The following is a 19,318-nucleotide window of genomic DNA, read 5'->3' as shown; positions in this document are numbered from 1 at the left end:
GTCTGCTCTAACGCTAGAACTAAGCGTTGATTTTTTCTTTTGCTGCGCCGGCCAGCGAGTTGAACGCGCCGATGTCGTTCACGGCCAGGTCGGCAAGCATTTTGCGGTTTACTTCGATGCCGGCCAGTTTCAGGCCGTGCATCATTTTGCTGTAGCTCAGGCCGTTCTGGCGAGCTGCTGCGTTGATACGCACGATCCACAATTTGCGGAAGTTCCGCTTCGTCTGACGACGGTCGCGGTATGCGTACATCAAGGATTTCATTACTTGCTCTTTAGCTTTCTTAAACAGGCGATGTTTCGCGCCCCAGTAACCTTTAGCCAACTTCAACATTCTATTGCGACGACGGCGCGTGACGAATCCGCCTTTGACTCTTGCCATGATTCATTACCTCCCGGAAGTGTTCGATATGAGGTTCAAAAGTCCGATTTTGATCACGAAGCGATATCCCTGAAGCGGATTCGACGTCGAATCTTGAACTCAGCCGGGCTGAAAGCCGAACTTTTGAACTTGATTGGACGAAACCGCCCAATTCTGTATTATTTCAAGTTAGCGATTTGTTGTTGCATGCGGCGAACGTCGCCTTGGGCAACCAGCGGCTGCGTGCCCAGAACGCGCTTCTGACGTCCGGACTTGTGGGACAGCAAGTGGTTTTTGTAAGCTTTGAAGCGTTTCACTTTGCCCGTTCCGGTTACTTTGAAACGGTCTTTCAAGCTGCTGTGTGTTTTCATCTTAGGCATGGATAGTATCCTCCTGTCAGTGGGGTTTCGGCGCCAGAATCATAATCATGCTGCGGCCTTCCAGCTTAGGCATGCGTTCAACGATACAAATGTCGGTAACCTCGCTGGCCACTCGCTCCAGGATCTTCTGGCCAAGCCTGGCATGCGTAATTTCGCGACCGCGGAACCGCACGGAACATTTCACCTTGTCGCCGTCATTCAAAAATTTCACAACGTTGCGAAACTTCGTCTGGTAGTCGTGTTCCTCAATGTTCGCACGAAACCAAACCTCTTTAAGGTCGACGATTTTCTGATTCTTCCGAGCTTCCTTTTCCTTCTTCTGCTGCTCATAACGGAACTTGCCGTAGTCCATAATGCGGCACACCGGCGGTTTCGCCTGCGGCGCCACGTTGACTAAGTCAAGATTCGCGTCAATGGCCATCTGCATCGCTTCACGAAAAGGTTTGATTCCCAGTTGCTCGCCTTCTGAGCCGACCAGCCTGACTTCTTTCGCCCGGATTTCCTCGTTGATTTGATGATCCTTGCTAATAATGTTCCACCTCCGAAATAGTCTGCCGAACTAAAGGTTCACAAACAAAAACAAAAAATGCGAGCCGCATTCGGCCCGCATCCAGTCCTCACGTTAACGTCCATGCCGGAAAGCCGAGGCTTCCGTCGCACTTCCGTATATCGTCGGCTACGCTGAACCCGTCAGCTATAGCCGATCGGGTGAGAAGCGGGCGCTTCTGCTTGCGCGTGCTGATTAATTTGCATAAACAGTCACAACGACCACTTTACCATGCCCGCCGCAGAATGTCAACATTCCGATTTGCATTTTGCAGCTTAGCCTTGTTAGCACTCCCTTACCAAGCCATGCAAGCGAATTACATCTGTTTGCCCTGAACCTCTTCCAAGCGAATGACGCGCGTATGCTGCGTATGGCTCCACGTCTTGTTGTTCTGAGTGAAGAACGCATAGAACGCGATCGGCCACCAGGACAAGAAGAATACCGGGAACAGCAGCAGCTTCACGTACATGCGCCAGTTGACCTTCTCCATCAGCATCGCGATCGGACATTGCAGATAACCGTACAGCACGATCGTGAGCGACAGTCCGAGCGGCATTTTCGCATAGATGGAAGTCAGGTGCGGGTCGCCCGGGAGCATCATATCGAACCAGAGCGCCAACGTCACAAGGAAGCCGATCAAGTAAATAAACGCGTTGAAAATATAGAGAGCGGCGTCGATCTTGACGATGCTGCCCGTACGAATCCCCTGCCACAGCAGCGGAAGCATGTACCGGCGCGACACGTCGAAGTGTCCTTGCATCCAGCGCAAGCGCTGGCGGGCCGACGCCCGGAACGTAATCGGCTTCTCGTCGTAGACGCGCGCGTCGTAATTAAATTTCGGATAGATGCCCCTCTGGATACAACGGACGGTAAACTCCAAATCTTCAACAAGACTCGTCGCTCCCCAGCCCATCTCCTTCAGCAGCTTCGTCTCAAAGCACATGCCCGTGCCGCCCAGGAAGTTGGACAGCTTCAGGTTATAGCGCGGCAGCTGCCAGAGCCGATTGCAGAACCAGTAAGTAATGCCGTTGGCGGCGCTGATCCAGGAATCGTGCGGGTTTTTCGTGTCCAGGTAGCCCTGCACGACACGGTAGCCGTTGCACAGATCCTCGTTCATATATTCCAGGAAGTTCGTCGCCACCAGGTTGTCGGCGTCGAACATGACGATCGCATCGTATTGGCGGGGATTTTTCCATAGCTCCTTCAGCATCCACTCGATCGCGAAGCCTTTGCCCCGCTCGTTCGGATTCGTTCTCTCGCAGGCGTACACGCCTTCGTAGCTGCGAACGATGTCCGCCGTACCGTCCGTGCAGTTGTCGCAGATGACGAAAATATCGAACAGCTCGCGCGGATAGTCCATTTTCAACAGGTTCTCGATCAAAGCGCCCACGACGGCTTCCTCGTTGTGTGCGGCGACGATGAGCGCGAACGACTTGGTCGGTTTGTGCGTGATCCGCTCTTTTCTTCGATACCAACCGAAAAAGGACAGAAAAATCTGATACACGCCGATGGCCGCGGCTAGCGCTTGAATCGCCAAAAGAACGTTGTTAAACATATTCAGTTGTACCCCCGATTCCCTTTTTTCTTTGTCTCTTTTTATTTTTCTCTTTGTCTGTTTCCTCCGAAGAGGTAATCTTGATTTTGTTGCCTTTGCTCCTTTTTGTCAAAACGGGAGGATCGCCATTTTAGCGTTCTACGCGCTGCATGCCGTAATGGCGGTGAGTCAGCCGATAGCGCAACGGAAATTCCTCTTGCTCAGTACCGATTTTCATCGATTTGCTCATTTTTTCTATCTGAAGACCTAAATCTCCCCTTTGAAAGTTTACCCATCGCACTGAAATGTAAAACTAAAAAAAACTTAATACAGCCGTGACACTCGCATTGTATGCTATGCTGAGAACGGATAAGACATTCCCGCACTGAAGGAGATGGAGTCCATGAGCCGGATCTACCGCATGCTCCAGGAAGTCGAACGTCCATTATTTCTGTACGTTAACATACGATGGAACCGTTCCACACTGAACTGGCTGTTTCACGCGCTGTCGCTGATCGCCGGGGCGACGTTCAGCTTAAGCCTGTCGTTGCTGGTCGCGATTTTCGCGCCGGAGCCTTGGAGCAGCACTGGATGGCTCGCGCTCGCCTCCGTCGTGCTCAGCCATATTCCCGTCTCCATTGCCAAGAGAAGCGCTCCCCGCCTTCGGCCTTATCAGGTGTTCCCGCAAGCCAATACGAATCGCCGTCCGCTAAAGGACCCTTCCTTCCCTTCGGGGCATACGACGGCTGCGTTCGCGATGCTGACGCCTTGGATGCTGGCCGAACCGCTGCTCATTCCGACGCTGCTGCCGATCGGCATCGGCGTGGCGCTGTCGCGAGTCTATTTCGGCTTGCATTTCCCCAGCGACACGATCGTCGGCGCGCTCTTAGGAACCTCTACCGCCATGCTGCTTTCCATTTGGATTTAAAAGAACCGTCCTGCAAGTCATTTAGCGAGTAACCTAGAATCATCGATAGATAAGAAGGGGTATGTATCTTCCTACGCTGCTGATACGGTCATGAAATCGGATTGATAAACCCATGACAGGGTAATTTCATGACCGTATGAGGCAGACGCTCCGCTCTCCAGAAGATACATACCTCTCTTTTATTTCGATGATCTAGTTGCCTGACTTACAGGACGGTCCATTATGAGACCTTATGCTTATTCCTCTTCCGATTCGAAATCCTTGCTCGTTCCCCGGCTAAGCTGCTTCTCCAGCTCGTCCGCCACGCGGCGGCGATGCTCCTCGCGAACCTTGTCGCCGATGACCGCCTCCAGACGATAGATCGGCTTGCCTTGCCCGATGAATTTAGCCTCGTACTCCGTCAGCACCAGATCTTCGCGAATGCCGCTGCGGTGCAGGTCGAGGGAGATGTTGCGCATCTGCAGTTCGACGTCGGAGAAGCTGTTCAAGGAAAATTCGAACAGGCTGAGCGAATCCGTCTTGAAATGGATTTCCCCGACCTCGTTAAGCGCCTGCTTATATTTCATCAGGAAGCGCGGATGGGTCAGCCGACGCTTGCCATGCTTCGACTTCGGCCACGGATCGCTGAAATTCAAATAGATGCGCTCCAGCTCGCCCTCCTCGAACATTTCCTCCAGAAACTCGACATTGCCTCTTACAAGCGCCAAATTCGGCACAACCTCGGAATTTCTTTCCTTTTTCCAGAACGCTCTCGCTTTCTCGCTCGCACGACTAAGCAGTTCATCGTACATGTCCATTCCGATATAGTTAATGTCCGGATTGTTGACGCTCCACCGGCTGATGAACTGGCCTTTGCCCATGCCGCATTCGATATGAATCGGTCGATCGTTGTCGAAAAATTCGTTCCAACGTCCCTTAAGCTTGCGGGGCTCGAATACGATCAAATCCGTCTGGCGTTCCAAATCTTCCTTCATGCTTTTCCTGCCGCGAAGTCTCATCTGTCCGTTATCCTCCTGCGGTCCTTAGGCCGCTCAGCGTTCAATGAATTCTATTGTGAACAAACTGCCGTCGGTTGTAAAGGGAGCAATGTGGGTATATTAACGAAAAGGAATCATAAAGGAGGCCTATTCACGAATGAACACGACTCGACGAATTATCGCTCTTGTCGCACTATCGGCGCTATTCGCGCTCGGAGCGTGCGGAGGCAACAACAACGGCGCCAACAACGCCTCTCCGTCTCCAACCGTTAGTCCGACGACTCCGGCTACCGAGGGAGCGGGGGGGACCACCCAAGACGTTACAATCAAGGCCAGCAACTGGAAGTTCGAACCGGCGGAAATCCGCGTCAAAACCGGAGATACGCTCAAGCTTACGCTGGAAAATGCGCAAGGCGCGCATGGCATCGAAATCAGCGATTTGAACGTCAAGCTCAAAAACAACGAAACTGCGGAAATTAAGCTCGACAAAGCAGGAAAGTATGAATTTCATTGCTCGATCCAGTGCGGGCAAGGACACGATTCGATGACCGGATTTATCGTTGTCGAATAGCGGCTAACCATAACAAAAGCGGAAGTCCCTGAAACCGGACTTCCGCTTTTCTTCGTGGCATCAAGTTTATTCAACTCTTCGAGGAGCTTCCCAACCAGCCGCGAAACAGCTCGATTCCGAGTCCAAGCCAGACCATGCTTGCCAAGTAGCCTGCCAGCACATCGCTCGGATAGTGAACCCCAAGGTAAATTCGGCTCAAGCCTATAGAAATTACGAGCAGTACGGCCGACACGATCAGGATCAGCCTCCCCTTCCTGCTCTTAACATGTCTCCACAGCAAAAACGCCAAAACTCCGTAAAGCGCGAATGCCGCCATCGAATGACCGCTCGGAAAGCTGTACCCCGTCTCCTCCGCCAGGCGGTGCAGCGTAGGACGCTCCCTCTGGAAAGTCGATTTGAGCACCGTGTTCAGCAGAGCGGCTCCTCCCACGGAAAAACCGAACAGCACCAGCTCTTTGCGATGTCCAAGCATCGCAGCCAATAAAATGCCTACCACCGCTACGATTACGATGACGCCTATCGTCGAACCGATCGCGCTGAGCGTCTCGGCGATTCGCGTGACCGACGGCGATTCCCACCCTTGGACAACGCCGATCACCCCGGAATCGAAGGACGACAGCTTATCTTCAATAACGAGCCAACTGACGACTATAAATAAAAGCGCAGCCAATAAAGCCCAAACGTGCGCTCTGCGATCGTGTTTCACTTTCATATGTATGCTCCTTGCTCCGGCTGAATTGAGGATGCTGCATTTTGTATGGTATCATAGGTAGAACAGGAAACGAAAGGAGGAACGGAAATGACCGCAACGATACAGCCTTTTCGCCACAAATCGTTCGTTCTGATCCTACTTGCCGCTTTCGTTCTGCTTTGTATGCCGACCGTCGCGATTGGCGACAACTTTCTAACCTCCAAAAGTTCCTCCCTCGCTCACGATGTGCCTAACAGCGTCAAAGCGACCAAACGCACATCCGTTCCCTTGAACGGCAAAGTGTTCTTTACCGCTCTGTTGCTGGTCGTTTTCCACCTTCACCTTTACGTAGTTTCGCCGCATTTGCTTCCGACGGCCACAAGCGCTTCGCGCTCTCTACATTGGCCCGGCTTGCGCAAACTCCTTCTAATGCCTCTAAAGTTTACCTCAACCTACGTCCGGATATAAAATTTTTCTCAGGCTTCAGCGTACGCGCGGAAGTTTATTTGACTTGCCGCCGCAGTATAAGCAGCATTGAAAATTTTATATCGGATGAAAAGGGGAGTATCGACATGACCCACATGCGCATCTCCGTCCGGCTTGCATGGGTAACGCTTGGAGCAATTTTATCCGCGGTCGGCTTGGAGCTGTTTCTTGTCCCGCACAATATGATGATCGGAGGGGTGACCGGGGCGTCCGCCATCTTCTCTTATCTGTCGGAAATGCGTCTCGGCTTGTTCCTGTTTCTGCTTAATCTGCCGCTTATCTTGTTCCGGTATCGCAAGCTGGATGCCCAGACTCGTCTGCTGACGTTTGCGGGACTTGCCGTTCTGTCGCTTAGCGCCTTCTTCCTGCACCCGGCTCCGGCCGCAATGGATCATACGCTGGCTTCGTCTGCGGCGGGCGGCATCGCCTTGGGCCTCGGTATCGGCATCGTGCTTCGTTACGGCGGTTTCCTCGACGCCGCGGACGGCTGGGCGATGACCTCGGAGGCGAAAACCCCGAGAAGAATCAGCCGTAGATACTGGTTGTTTAACGGAGCGGTTCTGTTCGCCGGCGGCTTTGTGTTCGGTTGGGATGAAGCGATGTATTCGATTATCGCCTTCCTGCTCGCCTACCGCTGCTCCGATTTTGCGCTAAGCGGATTCTCGTTGACGCGAATGGTATGGATTACGAGCGAATGCGTGGATGAGATTCGCGAGACGCTGCAGAGCGATTACGGGAAAGAGGTTATCGTGCTGGACAACGGGGAATCGGGCGGAGAAAAAGTGATGCTGTGCACGGTAAGCCGTATGGAACAAGCAGCCGTCATTCGCCGTATTCGTTCGCTTGATCCGGATTGTTCTCTGGCTTTCCACGCGGCTCATCGATAAGACGAAGAGGCTGTCCCATAAGCAGGTCAAGTCGCTCGGAAAGATAATCGACAATAAAGATAAAAGGTGTATATACCTCCCTCCGATGCTATACGCTCCTGAAATCTCGAATTGGGAAACCCGTGATAGGGAAATTTCAGGAACGTATGAGGCAGTCTCCGGGAGGTATATACACCTTCCTTAATTTATCGATCATCTTGAGCAACTCTGCTTATGGGACAGCCTCTTGCCATTTATGTCGACGCTTTGCGGAGCAATCCGTAGGACAGGGCGATGTAAATCAATGTGGAAACGAGCAGCCAGTTTACCAGCTCAAGTACCGAAGTGCCCATAAACCAGTCCAGAATCGGCTTCCAGTTATCGAAGTAAGTGATCAGATAGAAAGCGCAGGTAAGCGCAAGCGTCAGTACGATGAACACGCCGAACAATCCGTTGCGCCCCACCTTGCGATAAATAGCGGCGACGGTAAAGCCGCAGAAAAACAAATTCATCATCACGCTGAAGAAAATCCAGAGCTGCGCAAGCGGCGAACCGTCGGCAAAATACGAAATGTCAAAGAAATGCAAGCCGATGCCCCAATGATCCGTCGCTCGCTCCACAAAGCCGATCAACAGGAGAAGAATCGCCGAGCCGACGGAGACTAGCGCGGCCGTGGCCGTTGTCCCGAAGAAATAATCCTTTCTACGGGCTCCGAAGCTGATCAGGAACGGGAACGTCTGCCCGACGCTGACAATGCCGATAACGAGCATGTAGACGAAGATGGAAGCCAGCCCTCCCGTCTTGATCTCGTCGCCGATCAAGCTTCCGATGATGAGATTTATGGTAAAGCTCGATCCCAGAATAATCCAAGGGAGTATGAGCCAGGAGAATTTATCCGTCAAGTGTGTTTTGACAATTCCCGCCACTCTGTTCATTGCGCCGCCTCCTCGTTATTGCCGTTGCTGCCGGTCATATGCACAATCATCTGCTGCAGCGATACCGGCCCGATCTCAAGCCCCTGCTCCGCTGCCAGCAGCCGCTCTTGTTTGCTAAGCTGCCCCAGCACCGTCGCCGACATCAAGCCCCCGAACGGGGAGCGATGAATTACCTTTTTGCCCGCCAGGAACGCATCTACCTTGGCCGCGCTCCCGACGACGTTGGATGCGCTGCCTCTAAGCGTCTCCGCTTCCTCGTCAAGCAACAGCTTGCCGGCGTCGATGACCAGAACGTGCTCCAGCAGTTGACTGACCTCGTCGATCAAATGCGTGGACAATATGATCGTGCGCGGGTGTTCCCCGTAATCCGCCAGCAATCTGTCGTAGAACAAATTTCTCGCGACCGCATCCAGACCGAGATAAGGCTCGTCGAAAATCGTCAACGGCGCTCTGCTCGCCAGACCGACGACGATGCCGACGGCGGAAAGCATTCCTCGCGACAGCTTCTTCATTCTGCGCTTCAGAGGCAGCCGAAAGTCCTCGACAAGCGACTGCGCAAGCTCCTTATCCCAATTCGGAAAAAACAACGGACTTACGTTCAACACGTCTTTCACCCGGAACGTCTCGGGATACTTCTGGCTTTCCTTAATAAAACAAATTTGCTTCAGCACCTTTTCGTTCTCGTAGGGCTCCTCGCCGAACACCTTCATCTCGCCGGAGGTACGGAACAGTTGCGCCGTCAGCATATGCATAATCGTCGTCTTGCCCGCACCGTTTCTGCCGAGCAGACCGTAAATTTTGCCTTCCTCCAGCTTGAAGCTGACATTATCCACCGCTTTGACTTTGCCGTAATGCTTCGACAATCCCTTTACCTCGACAATCGTCGTCATTGCTCCTTCGCCCCTCTCTTGATCATATCTGTCAGTTGCTCAGCCGTGATGCCGAGTTTATGCGCTTCTTTCACCATCGATACGACGTATTGCTCATAAAACTGCTCTTTGCGTTTGCTAACGATTATCTCTCTTACTCCTGTCGCCACGAACATCCCGATCCCTCGCTTTTTATACAAAATGCCTTGATCTACGAGCAGGTTAATCCCTTTCAAAGCCGTCGCCGGATTGATCTGGTAGAACGCCGCGAACTGGTTGATCGAGGGCACTTGGGACTCTTCCGGCAAAATCCCTTCCAGAATATCGTTCTCCACCCGCTCGGCAATCTGAACGAAGATAGGGCGGCTGTCGTCCATCGGAAATGACATATTTTCACCACCACGTTATTCGGTTAGTTACTTGTGTAAGTAACTATACATGTGAGTAAGCGGACTGTCAATGGGCATTCTCCCCGAAAATGCGGCAAGGACTGTAGCGCCCTGCCCTCAGGCAGCCGTTACAGTCCTTGCTCTGTAAATTTCCGCAGCGATGCGGCGTTATTTTTGGAAAAACTTCATCACTTGCTCCAACGCGACGCTGTTGCTGATATATCCGTTGCCGCGCCAGATTTCAGTCGAGCTTACAAGCACCCGCCCTTGTTTGACCGCAGGGAGATCGGCCCAGAGCTTGCTGCTCTGCAGCCCATCTACCGCCTTCTTCTGATCGTCTGCGGTGTCGGCTTCGTCCGTCTCCAAAATAATAAAGTCTGCATCGGCCAGCTCCGGCATCATTTCCAACGAAATTTGATCCGAGCCGTACTTCGTCTCCAGCTCCGACAGTTTGAAGCCCAAGTCGGCCAACAAATCCTTCTTGTCCTTGCCCATCACCCAGATCGATTTGCCGATATAAAGCATGACTCCTACCGGCTCCTCGCCCAGCTCGTTCTTTAACGCCTCTTTCGTTTCCTCTAGCTTGGCCTCGTATTCCTTCAGCTTAAGCTCCGCCGTCTCCTTGCGGCCGAGCAGCTCGCCGAAGCGGACAAGCATCTGGCGCCAGTCGGCCTCGGGCGTCCATACGCTCGTATAGACATAAGTCGGCGCAACCTTCGAGAAAGAGTCGTACGTCGAGTCGTCCGGCGGGTAGCCAAATACGATCAGATCGGGGTCGTAGCTCAACGCGACTTCCGGGGTCAGGCCGGGGTCGAAGTGAATTTTCGGCACATCGGGAAAATATTCGTCCAGATAAGCGTACTGGTAACGGACGACCGGCCTAACTTCCAGCGCGGCCAAGTAGTCCTCCATCCCGGCGGCGATAATTCGCTTCGGCTCTACCGGAACGGCAAGGCGGTTGCCGCTCTCGTCCGTCACCTCCCGAACCTCTTCCTTCGGCTGAACCGCCGGCGTGTCCGCATCCAGAGAAGCCGCGGAGATCGGCGCTTCATGGGTAACGGATGAGGCTTGCGGCGCATTATTTTTATCGGGCGCGCACGCAGCTGTCATCATAACAAACGACAGAAAAATGGATAGTAAAATAGATTGTCTTCCCCAGCTTTTCAAAAGCGGTTCCCTCTTTTCGAGTGATAATCGTTCTCACCCAAATTATAGGTCGATCCATTTACGGGTTGCCATGGATAATAATCGGTAATTGAGATGGACATTCATCAGCAAGAAGACAGGAAATTTCGTTGAGTATGCAGCTGTGGGCTGTCGCGGAATATTCGAACCAAGGAGCAAGGGGGACCCGGTAGACACGTCCCGTGCGGACGGCCTTCAGCCGCTGCCAGCACTCGGCGCTCTGCAACCGCTCCCACATGCTCTCGGCCGCTTCGTAGTCTCCGACCGTGACGATAATCCGATCGGCATCGAATTCGGCTAACCGCTCGGGCAAGATGGAGGCGACGCCCTTGAACGGCAGCGGCGAACGCAGACCGAGATCGCCATACAGCACATCGGCCAAATTCCGGCTGCCGTAAACGAGATAGTCCGTTTCCATCACCAGCAGCGCCAGAACCGTATCGTCGCGGACGGAGCGCCTGACGCGTTCCCGAACGACTGCGGCTTTGCGTCCGTATTCGGACAGCCACCGCCCAGCCACTGTCCGGCAGCCGACCAGCGATGCGATATCCTGAAGCTGTCGGCGCCAGTCCGTCTCGCACCAATCGAGAATATGCGTGTCGGCAATCTGCCGCAGACGGTCCGACTCCCACGAATGGATGTAATCCGTTCCGATAATGAGATCCGGCTCCGCATTTTGCAGCAGTCCGCGATTCGTTTCCCAGAGCTGCTCCCGATGATGCGAATCGTCGCTAAGGCGCAGCGCTATCGCCTCGTATCGCTCAGCGAGTCGCCTCCACTCCGGGCTGAAAGCGGCCGCGCACAGCTCGATGCCTAGCGCCAGCAGTTGCCCTGTGACGGGGTAGTTGTAGGAGGCGACCCGCAGCTTTCTCGCACGGCTGAAGACCGAAGGCGCCATGCCCGCATGCTGCTTAAACCTTCGGCTGAAATAGTATTCGTCGCCGAAGCCGACGCGGCGCGACACTTCCCGCACGCTGGCTCCGGGAACGAGCAGCAGCACCCGGGCCGCGGCCATGCGCCTCTCGTTCAAGTAAGCGATGGGGCTTACGCCGTAAAGCTTCTTGAACAGCTCCATATAATATTTGGCGTTCAGCCTCGCTATGCGGCACAGCCGATCGATCGTCAGCCGCTGTGCGTAATGCTCGTCGATGTAGCGCTTGGTAGCGGCGACGGCGCTGATCGTCGTGTCCTCTTCCCTCGGTTTGCCCTCGCTTCTGAGCACCTTATAGACCAGCTCCTGCAGTGCGGCCCGACTGCCGAGCCGTCCGAGCCGCGTCTCATCCCGGAAACGCTCGCACACTCTCTCGCACAGCGACACGATCTCCTCATGCTCGCGAGATGACCAGCATAGGCAGCCGAAACCCTCAGCTCCCATGCGGCCGGAGGCTTGCGTTTGGGGAACGGATTCGGTTGTCAGGTGGAATAGATATACCTCGTAATCGGCGGCAGGCTGCACCGAGATAGCGACGGACCGCCCCTGCTCGACGAACGCGGCCGAGCCGCATGCCAGCAGCTCGGCGTTGTCGCTCGAGCGGATTTCCAGATTGCCTCTGGCCGCTACGAGCAGCAGACAGAGCGGCAGGCGAAGACTGCGGTAGCTCCACGGCTCGTCCGCCCCCTCGTATTTTTCTGCCCGCTCCACGCCTAGCTCTCCCTCTTGTAAAAATGAGAAACGGTTTATTTCCGTCGTTGAAGGTATAGACGCCGATAGGCTAGACTCATTCGGTTTCTTCGAACGATTGCGTAGAGCCATGTCGGATCACCTCTTTTTGTTATTGATAATGATTTTCATTATTAATAAACTTTATTTTATACAAATCCCCTTATTCGCACAACGCTAGCTTATCCACACGGCTTCAAACGGCAGAGCGACAATAAAAAAAAAGAGCTGATTCCCACATTATAGGAATCAACCCTTTGATTGCGTATTCCGCTTCAATTAATGCGCCTGCTTGCTCTCATCGAGATAGTGGCCCTCGATTACGTGATTCAGCTTCTTCTTGGCGGAAATCTCAATGCTATGATTATTGGGGAACTTTACTCCTGTCAGCGCCAAAACTTCCTTTACCGTCAATTCCACTTTTACCGTGTCGTCCCCTTGAGGAATCCGTATGCCTGTATTCATTGCCTTCACCTCTCCAATCGAGTTTGATCTTCGCTATCAGCTTGCCCGAATATGAGAACATGATGAGTTAGGCTGCAGAAAATGGTGCGATGTCAGGTTTTTTCATTGATTTGTCGCACTCTCAATATAACACACCATGTTAGGTATTTCAAGTTTAAAGCTGCCGTTTTCCGCCTGAATTTCAATGTTTGTTTGGAATCGAACTGCGGTCGATCAATCGGAATTCGGAATGAATGATTGCCTTCAATAACAGCCGCTCTCGCAATTTGGCCCGAGATTCGCTACAATTAATACCGACTTCTGCAAAGGACGGATGCAACGATGGACATGACCGAAACGGAACAACGAGCTCCACTGCTCTGGACGGGCAAAAGATTTCATACATGGAATTACGAAATGCGCGAGACGTTCGGAACGAAAATTTTCAAGGTGATGCTCGACGCCGGGTTTACTTGCCCGAACCGGGACGGCACTATTGCCGCGGGCGGCTGCACGTTCTGCAGCACGAGAGGCTCCGGAGATTTCGCCGGCAGCCGGCGCGACGATCTCGTATCCCAGTTCAATCAAATACGCGACCGTCAGCATTTGAAGTGGCCGGAGGCGAAATATATCGGCTACTTCCAGGCATACACGAACACCTACGCTCCGGTGGAGACGCTGCGGGAATACTACGAGGTCATTCTGGAGCAGCCCGGCGTCGTCGGATTGTCCATCGCCACCCGCCCGGACTGCTTGCCGGACGATGTCGTCGATTATTTGGCCGAGCTGAACGAGCGCACTTATTTATGGGTTGAGATGGGTCTTCAGACGATCCATGAATCGACCTCGCAGCTCATCAACCGTGCTCACGACACGGAATGCTTCGTCGATGCGGTTCGGCGGCTGAGGGAACGAGGTATCCGCGTGTGCGCCCACATTATTCACGGCCTGCCGGGAGAGACACGGGAGATGATGCTGGATACGGTGCGAACCGTCGCCGGCATGGACGTGCAGGGCATTAAAATCCACCTGCTCCACCTCATGCGCAAAACGCCGATGGTGCGCCAGTGGAAAGACGGGCTGCTGCGTTTCCTCGAGATGGACGAATACGTATCGCTCGTCGTCGACTCGCTGGAGCTGCTTCCGCCGGAGATGATCGTCCACCGCTTGACGGGAGACGCCCCGCGCGATCTGCTGATTGGGCCGATGTGGAGCCTGCGCAAATGGGAAGTACTGAACGCCATCGACGACGAGTTGACTCGCCGCGACAGCTGGCAGGGCAAAGCCTGGGAGGGGACGTCCCGTACGTAACCTCTTCGGCCCCGCCGTTCAACGGATAGGACAGGACATGGACTGAGAGGGGAAAAGTCCCTTACGGGCAGCCCCTTTTGGCTCTCGCCGTTCAGGTGACAGCTGACAAGTCAAAGATTGGGAGGAGCTAGAAACGCATGGGTTTTCTCTCCGTGCTTAGTCAGGCGCAGCGCTGGGTGAAGGAGCGCGCGGGGCCGGGCGACTGCGTCGTGGACGCGACGGCCGGCAACGGCTCGGATACATTGTTTCTGGCGCAATCCGTCGGCCCGCGAGGTCGGGTATTCGCCTTCGACGTGCAGGCGGAGGCGCTGGAAAACACGCGCCGCCGCTTGGCGGGCGAGCCGGACGGCAAAGCACTTGCTCCGGCGGAGCTGGTGCTGGCCGGCCACGAGACGATGGAGGCGGCGCTGCCCGCCGAGCTGCACGGCCGCATAGCCGCGGTGATGTTCAACCTCGGCTACTTGCCCGGCGCCTCTTCCCCGCTAATCACGCTGCCCGGTACGACGCTGGCCGCGCTGGAAGCGGCGGTCCGTCTGCTGCGCCCCGGCGGAGCGCTTACCGTTGTCGTCTACCCCGGCCACGAAGGCGGCAAGGACGAAGCGGACGCCGTTGAAGCTTGGGCGGCGGAGCTTCCGCAGACGACCGCTCAGACCGTTGTCTATCGTTTTCCGCAGAAGCCGGCTTCGCCTTATCTCATTGCATTAACCAAACGATAATCGACTATTAGGAGGCTATAACGAAATGAGCGTACAACCTTATCCGCTGCATTTTAAACCGGAATTTAAAGAAAGAGTGTGGGGAGGCCGCGCGCTGGAGAAGTTCGGCTTCGACGTGCCCGCAGGCGCGATCGGCGAAGGCTGGATGATCGCCGACCACCCGAACGGCGTATCGCATGTCACGAACGGAGCATTCGCGGGCAAAGGTCTGGATGAGATCCGCGAAGCGGTCGGCGAAGCCTGGTTCGGGACGAAGGGCGGCGCTTCCGGCAACGGACGTTTTCCGCTGCTGATCAAGCTGCTCGACTGCAATGACGACCTGTCGATCCAGGTTCATCCGAACGATACGTACGAGAAGCTTCCGCAAGGCGAACTCGGCAAGACGGAAATGTGGTACGTGCTGGACGCCAAGCCGGATGCGAAAATCATTTACGGCCTGAAGCCGGGCGTCGATCGCGATGCGATGGCCCAAGCGATCGAGGAAAACCGGATTATGGACTGCTTGCAAGAGGTATCCGTCAAGGCGGGCGACACGTTCTACATTCCGGCCGGAACGGTGCATGCGCTGTGCGCGGGCGTGGTCGTGGCGGAAATTCAGCAGAACTCCGATACGACGTACCGGCTGTACGATTACGATCGTCCGGGTCTGGACGGCAAGCCGCGCGAGCTGCATATCGAGGATTCGCTGAACGTGACGGCTTATGAAGGCGCGGGAGCCGAGCGTATGGATACGTCGTCCGCCGTGCCGGGCGAATGGCTGACGCTGGCCAAATCGCCGTATTTCAAGACGGATAAGGGCATTGTGCGCGGGCCTTGGTCGCTGTCGACGACGGCGGACAGCTTCGTCATCGTCATCGTCTGCGAAGGCAGCGGTACGATCGGCTGGGAGAACGGCCTGGTCGACGCCAAATCCGGGGACTGCTTCCTGCTGCCGGCCAACCTGGGCGGCTACACGCTGGACGGGTCGATGACCGTGCTGCGCAGCTTGGTGCCTTAAACCGATTGATCTAGAATTTAGTTCATAAGGCATTCCCGGAAGCCTGTCGATCATTTTAGGCATAGGCTCGGCGTTTCGGGAAGGATTTTGCTTGACCCTGTCGAATACATGGCAGAACGACAGAACACACAAGTAGCGAAAGGACAGATCACGATGCGGCAGGGACTGATTATTGCTGGACTAGGCCTGGCGGTGTGGGCCGTACCGACCCTTTTCTTTCTGTTGTTCGGGGACTGGGTCCTGCTTGAAGTCGGAGAAGCTTATTTCGGAACTTCGCTGTTCCTGCTCGAAATGCTGTCGTTCCTGCTGCTGATCGGCCTAGCCTTGATCGTCAGACTAAGACTTGTCAAGGAGCGCGGCTCCGCGGCCCGATTCGGGTATGCGGCTGCGGTCATCGGATTGCTGCTGAACGCTTTCGTCGTTTGGCACCGGGACTCGGTATTCTCCTCCTTCACCGAAGGACAGCATCACGCCTATGCGGTGTGGATGACATTCGCTTACGTCTTAACGCTGGTCGTGCCGGTCATAGTGGATCGCTTCGTCAGGGAGCCAGCCGAGGCGAAGGGGCCATTGGCAACCGCCGCCGTCCCCGATCCGATCGCCGAGGAACCGCTCGATTCGGAAGCGGAAGGAACGTCGAAAGAGCAAGATCAAGGGCAGCAAGCTCCGCAATAATCGAAGAGGCTTCTCGCGCGCATCATCCGATGCCGTGCGGGAAGCCTCTTTTGGGCTTGCAGACGGGGTTCCCTGTCCGTTACAGATAGGAACTAAGCGCTTCTACGAATCGGTTCAAGCCGCGGACGTCGTCCTCGTCGAAACGGGAGAAGCGGGGGCTGTCGATATCGAGTACCCCGATCAGGCGTCCGTTCCGATCCCTTAGAGGAAGAACAATCTCCGAATTCGAAGCGGCATCGCAGGCGATGTGGCCGGGATACTGGTGCACGTCGTCGACGACGATCGTTTCTCCCTTCTGCGCCGCTGCCCCGCACACGCCTTTGCCGAGAGGGATGCGAATACACGCGGGCAGTCCCTGGAACGGCCCCAGTACAAGCTCCCTCTCTCCCTCAAGCAAGTAAAAACCGACCCAATTGATTTCTTGGAGAAATTGGTTCAGCAGAGCCGAGGCGTTGGCCAGATTAGCGATGCGATTCGGCTCGTCCTTCACGAGGTGCTCCAATTGGTACGTCAACGTCCCGTAGTTTTCTTCCTTCGTTCCGGTGTAGATTTCTTTGGCGAACATGCTGCTTTCTCCTTTCGCGCAATCAGTTCGCGGCCTCTTCGCTGCGATCCGTCGCCAGCGGAGGATCGATCGACAGCGCCGTAATCTCCTTGCGCCATTCCTCGGTGAATTCCAAATCTACCGCCGCCAGCGACGGCTCCAGTTGCTCCACGCTTCGCGCTCCGATAATCGGAGCCGTAATCGCCGGATGACTCAGCACCCATGCTACCGCAAGCGTAGCCGGATGGATGCCCCGCTCGCTCGCATAAGCGGAGAACCTGTCGGCGATCGCATAGTAGGTTTCATTTTCGTAACGCTTCGTATAGTTGTTCTGCTCCACCAGTCTGCCGGTTTCCGGCCGTTTGCCGATGCCGTATTTGCCGGTCAGCAGCCCTCCCCCGAGGGGGCTGTAGCTGATGACGCCTAGTTTCTCGGATTCCGCTAACGGCAAAATCTCGACCTCGGCCTGGCGCTTGACGAGATTATACATCGGCTGGATTAACTCGAAGCCGGCCAGGCACTCCTTGGCGGAAACGCCAAGCGCTTTGGCGATCTGCCAGGCCGCCCAGTTGCTGACGGCCGAGTACAAAATTTTGCCTTGCCGGCGCAGGTCGTCCAACGCACGAACGGTCTCCTCGATCGAGGTCAGCGAATCGAATCGATGGATAAAATAAAACTCGATGCGGTCGGTCTTAAGCCGCTTCAAGCTCTGCTCCACGGCCAAAAACAGATGTCGGCGCGAGGAGCCCCGGGCGTTGAGATCGGTTCCGGACGGGAAGCCGGCCTTAGAGGTAATGACCACTTCGTCCCGCCTGCCTGCGATCAATTCGCCGAGAATCTCTTCCGCCACCCCGCCGCTATAGACGTTCGCGCTGTCGAAGAAGTTGATTCCCTTGTCCAGACAACGATGAAACAATTGCTTGGACGTCTCGCGGTCGGCATTGCCTCCGAACGACATCGTGCCGAAGCACAGCTCCGATACTTGAATGCCCGTTTTTCCTACCGTTTTATATTTCATTCTCGTTTACTCCTCCCGTTCTCCGCATCACAGCAGCTTTGCCCAGTTCGCCCCCGCTCCTGTCTGTAATCTACAATAGCCCTTGATCCGATCGCGCGCAACCGTTCCTCTATAGACTGTGTTATGTCCCCTTGCTCGTACTCTACTCATACTCATACTCATACTCATTGGCAAAATCGTTAGACGAGCTCTCGCCGGTTGCTCTTTTCGCTTGTCTCCGTGTCGAATATCTGTTATTTTCTAGGAAACCGATAGGGAAGGAAACGTTCTCCATGACATCGAATTCAACCGAGCAGCACCGCCGGGAAGCTCCCGCCAGCGTCGCTTGCTCCATCATTACCGTATCCGACACGCGCACGCCGGAGACGGACAAGAGCGGACAGCTCATCCGCGAACTGCTAGTGGCAGGCGGACATACTATCGCTGCTTACGCGATTGTGAAGGACGACTACGTCGGAATCTCCGCGCTGCTGCGGGAGGCCGCGGGCAATCCTCTTGTTGAAGCCGTTCTGCTTAACGGAGGGACGGGAATTGCAGGCAGGGACACGACGTTCGAGGCGGTCCGCGATCAGCTGCAGAAGGAAATGCCGGGCTTCGGCGAAATTTTCCGCTATCTCAGCTTCGCCGAGGACATCGGCTCAGCCGCCATTCTGTCCCGCGCCATCGCCGGCACGATCGGAGCGACCGCCATCTTCTCGATGCCAGGCTCGACCGGCGCTGTCCGTCTCGCGATGACGCGCCTGATCGTGCCGGAGCTCGGCCATGTGATGCGGGAGCTGTACAAGGACAAGGTGGACAAGTAATCGCCGCGTAGGACAACTCTTGTTTTCTCGCACCGTGAGCTTGCATTTGGCAAGGGTAGGGGAACGGAATGTTGTAGGGGGAAATTGGGGGAACCGAAGCCGGGGCGCGGAGGCCAAGAAAGTGCCTTGATCGGGCCCAATCTGGGGCGCGGAGGCCAAAAAAGTGCCTTGACCGGGCCCTGGCCGGGACATGGAGGCTAAGAAAGTGCCTTGATCTTGCCCAGGCCGGGACGTGGAGGCCAAGAAAGTCACTAGTCATGCATCAAACCTGACATAATAGTCGAAGGGTGAGGCCTAATCCAATATTGTGATTAGGTTTCATATTTTTCCATTTGATTTTCTTCCCAGTAAGCCAAAAAAATCAGAGCAGGAACAGGAGACGCGATTTTCCACAAAATTGGATATTCATTTATCTTTGCCTAACGTAGTATGAC

The 19,318-nt window shown here is 54.9% G+C and carries 23 protein-coding genes; 9 read left to right on the top strand and 14 right to left on the bottom strand.

Translation table 11 applies throughout. The features are described 5' to 3' along the window. Positions 1 to 19: 19 nt before the first annotated feature. From rplT to DFP98_RS21330, 4 genes are all read right to left on the bottom strand, one after another. Positions 20 to 379 (bottom strand): 50S ribosomal protein L20, encoded by a 360-nt coding sequence (gene rplT / locus DFP98_RS21345; RefSeq protein WP_116062642.1) that lies wholly within the window; start codon positions 377 to 379, stop codon positions 20 to 22. A gap of 158 nt (positions 380 to 537) precedes the next feature. After that, positions 538 to 738, bottom strand: coding sequence for a 50S ribosomal protein L35 (rpmI, locus tag DFP98_RS21340; RefSeq protein ID WP_094045461.1), 201 nt, complete (start codon positions 736 to 738; stop codon positions 538 to 540). 16 nt (positions 739 to 754) lie between these two features. Beyond that, the gene (gene infC / locus DFP98_RS21335; protein WP_116062641.1) at positions 755 to 1,249 is read right to left on the bottom strand and encodes a translation initiation factor IF-3; all 495 of its coding nucleotides are present in this window, start codon (positions 1,247 to 1,249) and stop codon (positions 755 to 757) included. A 352-nt stretch (positions 1,250 to 1,601) separates the two neighbouring features. Beyond that, the gene (locus DFP98_RS21330) at positions 1,602 to 2,840 is read right to left on the bottom strand and encodes a glycosyltransferase family 2 protein (RefSeq protein ID WP_116062640.1); all 1,239 of its coding nucleotides are present in this window, start codon (positions 2,838 to 2,840) and stop codon (positions 1,602 to 1,604) included. Between the two features lie 382 nt (positions 2,841 to 3,222). Between DFP98_RS21330 and DFP98_RS21325 the strand changes: the two genes are divergently transcribed. Continuing rightward, complete coding sequence (locus DFP98_RS21325; protein ID WP_116062639.1) at positions 3,223 to 3,747, top strand: phosphatase PAP2 family protein; 525 nt, start codon at positions 3,223 to 3,225, stop codon at positions 3,745 to 3,747. Positions 3,748 to 3,983: 236 nt separating this feature from the next. Here the strand turns inward: DFP98_RS21325 and trmB are convergent, their stop codons facing one another. Then, positions 3,984 to 4,745, bottom strand: a complete 762-nt coding sequence (gene trmB / locus DFP98_RS21320; RefSeq protein ID WP_116062638.1) for a tRNA (guanosine(46)-N7)-methyltransferase TrmB — start codon at positions 4,743 to 4,745, stop codon at positions 3,984 to 3,986. A 136-nt stretch (positions 4,746 to 4,881) separates the two neighbouring features. Between trmB and DFP98_RS21315 the strand changes: the two genes are divergently transcribed. Continuing rightward, complete coding sequence (locus DFP98_RS21315; RefSeq protein WP_116062637.1) at positions 4,882 to 5,295, top strand: cupredoxin domain-containing protein; 414 nt, start codon at positions 4,882 to 4,884, stop codon at positions 5,293 to 5,295. A gap of 70 nt (positions 5,296 to 5,365) precedes the next feature. Here DFP98_RS21315 and DFP98_RS21310 read toward each other — a convergent pair whose 3' ends face one another. After that, complete coding sequence (locus tag DFP98_RS21310; protein WP_116062636.1) at positions 5,366 to 6,007, bottom strand: phosphatase PAP2 family protein; 642 nt, start codon at positions 6,005 to 6,007, stop codon at positions 5,366 to 5,368. 87 nt (positions 6,008 to 6,094) lie between these two features. On the opposite strand from DFP98_RS21310, the gene DFP98_RS21305 reads away from it, so the two are divergent. Together DFP98_RS21305 and DFP98_RS21300 are read left to right on the top strand one after the other, a co-directional pair. Beyond that, positions 6,095 to 6,454, top strand: a complete 360-nt coding sequence (locus DFP98_RS21305; RefSeq protein WP_116062635.1) for a hypothetical protein — start codon at positions 6,095 to 6,097, stop codon at positions 6,452 to 6,454. Positions 6,455 to 6,558: 104 nt separating this feature from the next. After that, positions 6,559 to 7,359, top strand: coding sequence for a YitT family protein (locus DFP98_RS21300; protein ID WP_116062634.1), 801 nt, complete (start codon positions 6,559 to 6,561; stop codon positions 7,357 to 7,359). Between the two features lie 233 nt (positions 7,360 to 7,592). On the opposite strand, the gene DFP98_RS21295 is transcribed toward DFP98_RS21300, so the two are convergent. From DFP98_RS21295 to DFP98_RS21270, 6 genes are all read right to left on the bottom strand, one after another. Continuing rightward, the gene (locus tag DFP98_RS21295; protein ID WP_116062633.1) at positions 7,593 to 8,273 is read right to left on the bottom strand and encodes a hypothetical protein; all 681 of its coding nucleotides are present in this window, start codon (positions 8,271 to 8,273) and stop codon (positions 7,593 to 7,595) included. Continuing rightward, a complete protein-coding gene (locus tag DFP98_RS21290) occupies positions 8,270 to 9,163 on the bottom strand; it encodes an ABC transporter ATP-binding protein (RefSeq protein WP_116062632.1) in 894 nt (297 codons plus the stop codon). The genes DFP98_RS21295 and DFP98_RS21290 overlap by 4 nt, the downstream gene beginning before the upstream one ends. Beyond that, entirely contained in the window at positions 9,160 to 9,531 is a 372-nt protein-coding gene (locus DFP98_RS21285) for a GntR family transcriptional regulator (protein WP_116062631.1), read from the bottom strand. Before DFP98_RS21285 ends, DFP98_RS21290 begins: the two co-directional genes overlap by 4 nt. Positions 9,532 to 9,699: 168 nt before the next feature. Then, complete coding sequence (locus DFP98_RS21280) at positions 9,700 to 10,698, bottom strand: ABC transporter substrate-binding protein (protein WP_116062630.1); 999 nt, start codon at positions 10,696 to 10,698, stop codon at positions 9,700 to 9,702. A 58-nt stretch (positions 10,699 to 10,756) separates the two neighbouring features. After that, on the bottom strand, positions 10,757 to 12,358 hold the full coding sequence (locus DFP98_RS21275) for a helix-turn-helix domain-containing protein (RefSeq protein WP_181917836.1): 1,602 nt from the start codon (positions 12,356 to 12,358) through the stop codon (positions 10,757 to 10,759). A gap of 297 nt (positions 12,359 to 12,655) precedes the next feature. Next, entirely contained in the window at positions 12,656 to 12,841 is a 186-nt protein-coding gene (locus DFP98_RS21270) for a hypothetical protein (protein WP_116062628.1), read from the bottom strand. 321 nt (positions 12,842 to 13,162) lie between these two features. On the opposite strand from DFP98_RS21270, the gene mnmL reads away from it, so the two are divergent. From mnmL to DFP98_RS21250, 4 genes are all read left to right on the top strand, one after another. Beyond that, a complete protein-coding gene (gene mnmL / locus DFP98_RS21265) occupies positions 13,163 to 14,131 on the top strand; it encodes a tRNA modification radical SAM protein MnmL/YtqA (protein WP_425455546.1) in 969 nt (322 codons plus the stop codon). Positions 14,132 to 14,268: 137 nt separating this feature from the next. Continuing rightward, complete coding sequence (gene mnmM, locus DFP98_RS21260) at positions 14,269 to 14,847, top strand: tRNA 5-(aminomethyl)-2-thiouridylate-methyltransferase MnmM (RefSeq protein ID WP_116062627.1); 579 nt, start codon at positions 14,269 to 14,271, stop codon at positions 14,845 to 14,847. A gap of 25 nt (positions 14,848 to 14,872) precedes the next feature. Then, a complete protein-coding gene (locus DFP98_RS21255) occupies positions 14,873 to 15,844 on the top strand; it encodes a type I phosphomannose isomerase catalytic subunit (protein ID WP_116062626.1) in 972 nt (323 codons plus the stop codon). Positions 15,845 to 15,997: 153 nt separating this feature from the next. Then, a complete protein-coding gene (locus DFP98_RS21250) occupies positions 15,998 to 16,519 on the top strand; it encodes a hypothetical protein (RefSeq protein WP_220377146.1) in 522 nt (173 codons plus the stop codon). 79 nt (positions 16,520 to 16,598) lie between these two features. On the opposite strand, the gene DFP98_RS21245 is transcribed toward DFP98_RS21250, so the two are convergent. Both DFP98_RS21245 and DFP98_RS21240 read right to left on the bottom strand, forming a co-directional pair. After that, positions 16,599 to 17,084: a GAF domain-containing protein gene (locus DFP98_RS21245; protein WP_116062624.1), complete on the bottom strand. Its 486-nt coding sequence runs from the start codon at positions 17,082 to 17,084 to the stop codon at positions 16,599 to 16,601. A 22-nt stretch (positions 17,085 to 17,106) separates the two neighbouring features. Further along, positions 17,107 to 18,081: an aldo/keto reductase gene (locus DFP98_RS21240; RefSeq protein WP_116062623.1), complete on the bottom strand. Its 975-nt coding sequence runs from the start codon at positions 18,079 to 18,081 to the stop codon at positions 17,107 to 17,109. Positions 18,082 to 18,353: 272 nt separating this feature from the next. Here DFP98_RS21240 and DFP98_RS21235 point away from each other — a divergent pair, with 272 nt between their 5' ends. Then, entirely contained in the window at positions 18,354 to 18,884 is a 531-nt protein-coding gene (locus DFP98_RS21235; RefSeq protein ID WP_116062622.1) for a MogA/MoaB family molybdenum cofactor biosynthesis protein, read from the top strand. The last annotated feature ends 434 nt before the right edge of the window (positions 18,885 to 19,318 follow it).

The sequence above is a fragment of the Cohnella phaseoli genome, from assembly GCF_003386235.1.
Lineage (GTDB): Bacteria > Bacillota > Bacilli > Paenibacillales > Paenibacillaceae > Cohnella > Cohnella phaseoli.
This window is presented reverse-complemented; position numbering and strand designations above follow the sequence as displayed.